General features: G+C 54.9%; 3 protein-coding genes. All 3 read left to right on the top strand.

What is annotated here, in order from left to right:
• Nucleotides 1–190 precede the first annotated feature (190 nt).
• Genes deoC through KDK14_RS11295 form a run of 3 tightly spaced genes read left to right on the top strand, consistent with a single transcriptional unit; the run spans nt 191 to nt 3578 of the window.
• Complete coding sequence (deoC, locus tag KDK14_RS11285; RefSeq protein WP_257265218.1) at nt 191–979, top strand: deoxyribose-phosphate aldolase; 789 nt, start codon at nt 191–193, stop codon at nt 977–979.
• Nucleotides 980–981: 2 nt separating this feature from the next.
• Nucleotides 982–2301: a thymidine phosphorylase gene (gene deoA / locus KDK14_RS11290; RefSeq protein WP_257265220.1), complete on the top strand. Its 1320-nt coding sequence runs from the start codon at nt 982–984 to the stop codon at nt 2299–2301.
• A gap of 23 nt (nt 2302–2324) precedes the next feature.
• On the top strand, nt 2325–3578 hold the full coding sequence (locus tag KDK14_RS11295; protein WP_257265219.1) for a phosphopentomutase: 1254 nt from the start codon (nt 2325–2327) through the stop codon (nt 3576–3578).
• The last annotated feature ends 70 nt before the right edge of the window (nt 3579–3648 follow it).

The raw sequence follows: 3648 nt of genomic DNA on the forward strand, positions 1-3648 counted from the left end.
GACTGCATGGATGCAGGAGCTAGAGCAACGCAGGAGCAGTTGCCGGGAGTGCCGGCACAAGGAGTCAGAAATATATGATTTCATATGGCCAGCTACTTACGCTCCACTGGCTAATGAACGGAAGTGACGCTTCCCGTTCATTGCTTTCTTAACTACCCGTCATTGCCAATTTATCCAGAGGGGTTGCCCTATGACCAATCTTAATGCCCGTTGCCGCCAGGCTGTGCAATTGATGGATCTTACTTCCCTGAATGAAGATGATACCCCGGAGAAAATCATTGAGCTGTGCCACCAGGCCCATACCGGGGCCGGTAACACGGCAGCTGTCTGTATCTACCCCCGTTTCGTCCCGATTGCCCGTAAAACGCTCAATTCCCTTGGCCTGAATGACGTGGCTATTGCCACTGTAACCAACTTTCCTGCCGGGGGGGATGACATCGATATCGCTGTCGCAGAAACCAGGGCCGCCGTTGCCTATGGTGCGGATGAGGTTGACGTGGTGTTCCCATACCGGGCCCTGATGGCTGGTAATGAAGCCGTGGGTGCCGAACTGGTTCGCCGCTGCAAGGATGCCTGCGGTGCTGGCGCCAGACACGCCCTGCTGAAAGTGATTATCGAAACCGGTGAACTCAAAGAGCCTGCCCTGATCCGCAAGGCCAGTGAAATTTCCATTGCTGCCGGAGCTGATTTCATTAAAACCTCTACCGGTAAAGTACCGGTCAATGCTACGCCAGAATCCGCCCGCATCATGCTGGAAGTCATCCGCGACAGTGGCAATACTCAGGTTGGTTTCAAGCCTGCCGGTGGTATCAGGACGGCAGAGGATGCCGCATTACACCTGGATCTTGCGGATGAGATTATGGGTGATGGCTGGGTAACCCGTCGTCACTACCGGTTAGGTGCCAGCAGTCTGCTGAATAATCTGCTGATTGCCCTGGGTCTGAAACAGGGGGACGCCGCTGAAAGTGGCGGGTATTGATGATGTTTCTACCGCAAGAAGTCATTCGTCGTAAACGGGAAGGTGAAGCGCTCAGCGAGCAAGAGATTCGCTGTTTTATTGCCGGTGTGACCGATCACTCGGTGTCGGAAGGCCAGATCGGTGCTTTCGCCATGGCCGTGTATTTTCAGGGGATGAATCTTGATGAGCGCATTGCCCTGACCTGCGCCATGCGTGATTCCGGCCAGGTGCTGGACTGGGCGTCAGACCCTCTCCCCGGCCCCATACTGGACAAACATTCCACCGGTGGGGTTGGCGATGTGGTCAGCCTGATGCTTGGCCCCATGATTGCCGCGTGTGGCGGTTTTGTGCCGATGATTTCCGGTCGTAGCCTCGGGCATACCGGGGGCACCCTGGACAAGCTGGACAGTATTCCCGGTTATACTACCAGTGCCTCAGAATCGCTGTTTCGTCGAGTGGTCAAGGAGACCGGTGTCGCTATTGTCGGCCAGACTGGCGAGTTAGCACCGGCGGACAAACGGATTTATAGTGTCCGTGATGTGACGGCGACGGTGGAATCCATCGCCATGATTACCGCATCCATTTTGTCGAAAAAACTGGCCGAAGGGCTCAATGCCCTGGTCATGGATGTCAAGGTGGGCAGCGGTGCCTTTATGCCAACCTTCGAGCAATCGGTGGAACTGGCGCAGAGTATCGTTCAGGTCGCCAATGGGGCCGGGGTGAAAACCACGGCATTGCTGACGGATATGAACCAGTGTCTTGCCTCTTCTGCCGGCAACGCGGTTGAGGTGCGCGAAGCGGTTCAGTTCCTCACGGGTGAGTACCGTAATGAGCGCCTGCTGGAAATTACTATGGCGCAATCCGCAGAGCTGCTGGTATCCGCAGGCCTGGCTGGTGGTATTGAGCAGGCCAGGGAACAATTGCAGTCAGTGCTGGATAGTGGTTGGGCGGCTGACGTGTTCGGCAGGATGATACACGGCCTGGGTGGTCCGTCGGACTTTGTTGAACGCTATGACGATTATCTGCCCACTTCGGCCATCATCAAGCCGGTGTATATGGAGGCAGAGGGCTATCTTGCTGCCATGGACACCCGGGAAGTGGGCATGGCCGTGGTGCAGTTGGGCAAAGGGCACACAGTGGCTTCTGATACCATTGATTATGGCGCAGGCATCACTGACATTTGCCGGTTGGGCGACAGGATTGACCCTTCCCGGCCGGTTGCCATGCTCCATGCTCGTTCAGATGCGTCATGGAACCAGGCGGCAGACATGCTTCGCGGTGCGCTCACTGTTACGGAACAGGTGCCGCAACCCCATTCCCTGATCTACAAAAAACTGTCATAACCGTGGCAGTTCAGGAGTTGTGAATGAAACGTGCAATGATCCTTGTGATGGATTCATTTGGTATCGGAGCCACTGAAGACGCGGATAAGTTTGGCGACGCCGGCTCCAATACCATTGGACATATTGCCCGGGCTTGTGCCGATGGCGACGCAGATATTGGTCGACAGGGCCCGTTAACCCTTCCGGAGCTGTCCAGCCTGGGACTGGTTCACGCGGCCAGGGATGCCTGTGGCGAGTTTCCCAAGGGTATGGTCAATGATATGCCGATTATCGGCGCTTATGGCTATGCCAAAGAACTCTCCAGCGGCAAGGATACACCCAGTGGCCATTGGGAAATGGCGGGTGTTCCGGTGCTGTTTGACTGGGGTTATTTTCCCGATGAGAAAAACAGTTTCCCGCAGCAGTTGCTCGATGAGTTGATCGATAAGGCCAGGCTTCCGGGGGTTTTGGGTAACTGTCATGCCTCTGGCACCGGTATTCTCGAAGTACTGGGGGAAGAGCATATGAAAACGGGCAAGCCGATCGTCTACACATCGGCAGATAGCGTCTTTCAGATTGCCTGCCATGAACAAACGTTTGGCCTGGATCGTCTGATGCAAGTCTGCCAGATTGCCCGTGAAATTCTTGATCCATACAACATCGGACGTGTGATTGCCCGTCCGTTCATCGGTGATGATGCCGGCGACTTTCAACGTACCGGCAACCGTCGGGACTTTTCGGTATTGCCTCCGGCACCTACGGTACTGGATAAGCTGGTGGCCAGTGGTGGGGAGGTGGTCAGTATTGGCAAGATTGCCGATATCTTTGCCAACCAGGGGATTACCAGAAAGATAAAGGCAACGGGTATTCCTGCCCTCTTTGAAGCAACCCGTGCAGCATTGATTGAAGCGGGTGACCGAACCATTGTATTCACCAACTTTGTGGATTTTGATTCTTCGTTTGGTCATCGCAGGGATGTTGCCGGTTATGCCGGGGCACTGGAGCAGCTCGATGCCATGCTGCCAAACCTGTTTTATTATATGGGCGACGATGATCTTCTGATTATCACTGCCGACCATGGTTGTGACCCAACCTGGCCCGGAACGGATCATACCCGTGAGCACATTCCTGTTCTGGTGTTCAGCAAGAAGTTGATTCCCTGTTCCCTGGGTCAGCGGGAAACCTTTGCCGATATCGGGCAGACAGTGGCCAGTTATTTCCAGCTGGAGCCCATGGATTACGGCACATCATTTTTACCGGAGATCTTTGAGCGGGGCCAGGAGGTTGTCCGGGAATAGCGCCCGATCAGGCTACCCCGTAGCGAGGATGGCAGAAAATTGAGGATAAAAATTTCGTTTTGTGAGGTGA

The sequence above is a fragment of the Endozoicomonas sp. ONNA2 genome (assembly GCF_024606365.1).
In the GTDB taxonomy this organism is placed as follows: Bacteria; Pseudomonadota; Gammaproteobacteria; order Pseudomonadales; family Endozoicomonadaceae; genus Endozoicomonas.

Excerpts from the sequence above, each read along its gene's own strand:
- deoC (WP_257265218.1), top strand. The coding sequence starts at position 191 with ATGACCAATCTTAATGCCCGTTGCCGCCAGGCTGTGCAATTGATGGAT.
- deoA (WP_257265220.1), top strand. The coding sequence starts at position 982 with ATGTTTCTACCGCAAGAAGTCATTCGTCGTAAACGGGAAGGTGAAGCG.
- KDK14_RS11295 (WP_257265219.1), top strand. The coding sequence starts at position 2,325 with ATGAAACGTGCAATGATCCTTGTGATGGATTCATTTGGTATCGGAGCC.